This is a genomic window from Niastella sp., assembly GCF_045805085.1.
Lineage (GTDB): Bacteria > Bacteroidota > Bacteroidia > Chitinophagales > Chitinophagaceae > Niastella.
In genome coordinates, this window is record NZ_JBJMLX010000056.1 from 1 (window position 1) to 2381 (window position 2381).

Annotated in this window: 3 protein-coding genes; all 3 read left to right on the forward strand. The window is 48.5% G+C overall.

Annotated elements, in window-relative coordinates:
- A partial coding sequence (locus ACJ751_RS02370) for a hypothetical protein (RefSeq protein ID WP_407743773.1) occupies positions 1-192 on the forward strand: 192 nt, incomplete at its 5' end.
- Complete coding sequence (locus ACJ751_RS02375) at positions 168-698, forward strand: hypothetical protein (protein ID WP_407743774.1); 531 nt, start codon at positions 168-170, stop codon at positions 696-698. The genes ACJ751_RS02370 and ACJ751_RS02375, both read left to right, overlap by 25 nt.
- 26 nt (positions 699-724) lie before the next feature.
- Positions 725-2284, forward strand: coding sequence for a methylmalonyl-CoA mutase (locus ACJ751_RS02380; protein WP_407743775.1), 1560 nt, complete (start codon positions 725-727; stop codon positions 2282-2284).
- Positions 2285-2381: the final 97 nt, after the last annotated feature.

Consider the following 2381-nt stretch of genomic DNA (forward strand, 5'->3'; position numbering starts at 1 on the left):
AGCAGGATCGTAGTGGTATTGGAGGCTAATCCCAGCCATCCCAAACATCCCATTTATCCCAATTCAGACAATTATTTCAGCATATTGTTCGTTCCTAAGGCCTTTCCTATTGCTTTTAAACAACTTAGTACTACAAACTGTATTTTTGTTCACTTAAAACCTAATGAATGCTCAGTACCACTGAAATGGTAATTTCAATTGCAATCGCCCTTGCCGTTGGCATAGCCCTGGCTTTTTTGTTCTGGAAACAACGTAAAGAGGCCAAGGTGTTGCTGGAACAACACGAGAAAGCAAAAACTGCTCCCCCCGCTACCCAACCGCTTCAATTACAGGCCTATGAACGCCTGATCTTACTGGTTGACCGCATTGCCCTGCCCAATGTTATCAGCCGCACGCCCACGGCCGGACTGACCGCCCGCGATATGCAGATGCTGCTGACCCAAACCATTCGCACCGAGTATGAATACAATGTTACTCAACAGATCTATGTATCGCATGAATCATGGGAAGCGGTACGTAGCCTGAAAGATCAAAACATAATGATCGTTAACCAGATCGGTTCATTTTTACCCGCTGAGGCCACCGGCCAGGACCTTAGCCGCAGCATTCTGGAAATGCTGATGCAATCGCCCAAGGCATCGCTGCACAACGTTGTATCCGATGTATTGAGCTATGAAGCCAAGAAATTAATGTCATAGTCAGCAAGACGACTAACAAAAACTACATGCCTAAAAAAGTAACTACCGATAGCGCCATTGAAATAAAAGAAGTGTACACCGCTGCCGATGTACCTTCTTCCACCCAAATCGAAATGCCCGGCCAGTTCCCCTTTACCCGGGGTGTACAGGAAGATATGTACCGGGGTAAACTATGGACCATGCGTCAGTACGCGGGGTTTAGCACGGCAGAGGAAAGCAATAAACGGTATCATTATTTGCTTTCACAGGGAGTAATGGGATTGAGCGTGGCCTTCGATCTGCCTACACAAATCGGGTACGACAGCGATCACGCACTGGCCGAAGGCGAAGTGGGAAAAGTAGGCGTAGCCATCGACAGCATCGAGGACATGCATACCCTTTTCAAAGGCATTAAGCTGGAAGAGGTATCAACCTCCATGACCATCAATGCCACGGCATACATCCTGCTTTCGTTTTACGTAGCCCTGGCTAAACAACAGGGCGCCGATCTGAACAAGATCACCGGCACCATTCAAAACGACATTCTGAAAGAATATGCGGCCAGGGGAACCTATATTTATCCTCCCCAGCCTTCCATGCGCATTATTACCGATATCTTCGAATGGTGCAGCAAGGAGTTGCCCAAATGGAACACCATTTCCATTTCGGGCTACCATATTCGTGAAGCCGGCAGTACCGCAGTGCAGGAGATCGCCTTTACGTTAAGCAATGGCAAGGCCTATGTACAGGCCGCGCTGGAGAAAGGACTCGACATTAATGTATTTGGCCGCCGCCTGTCGTTCTTTTTTAACGCGCATAATAACCTGTTTGAAGAAATAGCCAAATTCAGGGCTGCCCGCCGCATGTGGGCCAGCATAATGAAAGAACTGGGCGCTACCGATCCCAGGGCCATGATGCTGCGCTTTCACACCCAAACCGGCGGAAGTACCTTAACGGCCCAACAACCGCAAAACAACATTGCCCGGGTTACGGTGCAAACGCTCGCCGCTGTTCTGGGTGGAACCCAATCCCTGCACACCAATGGATTTGATGAAGCGTTGAGCCTGCCTACCGAAGAAGCGGCCCGCATTGCCTTACGCACCCAGCAGATCGTTGCCTTTGAAAGCGGCGCTGCCGATACGGTTGACCCGTTGGCCGGTTCTTACTTCATTGAATCGCTGACCAACGAAATAGAACAAAAAGCGTATGAATTAATAGCCACCATCGACGCTATGGGCGGCAGTGTGTCGGCCATCGAGGAAGGATTCATCCAGGATGCCATTGCCCGCAGTTCGTACGACTATCAACGAAAGATAGAGAACGGCGAAAAGATCATTGTAGGAGTTAATAAATTTCAAACCACTGAAAAAGATACCACTCCGGTTTTCAAAATAGATGACTCCATTCGCCAGATCCAAACCCAGAAGTTAGCCAGCCTGCGCAATAACCGGAATCCGGCCAAGTGCGACCAGGTTTTACAAGGTCTTTCAGACAAAGTCACTGCCGGCGAAAACATTATGCCCACCGTTATTGAAGCGGTTGAGCAAAAGTGTACGTTGGGGGAAATTGCGGATACGTTAAGGGAGATATATGGGGAGTATAAGTAGGTTGATCAGTTGACGAGTTAACCAGTTGACCAGTTAACCAGTTAACCAGTTGATCAGTTGACGAGTTAACAAGTTGACAAGTTGATAGGTTGATAAA

Bases quoted from the DNA above. Each gene is read 5' to 3' on its own strand.
- ACJ751_RS02375 (WP_407743774.1), top strand. From the start codon at position 168: ATGCTCAGTACCACTGAAATGGTAATTTCAATTGCAATCGCCCTTGCC.
- ACJ751_RS02380 (WP_407743775.1), top strand. From the start codon at position 725: ATGCCTAAAAAAGTAACTACCGATAGCGCCATTGAAATAAAAGAAGTG.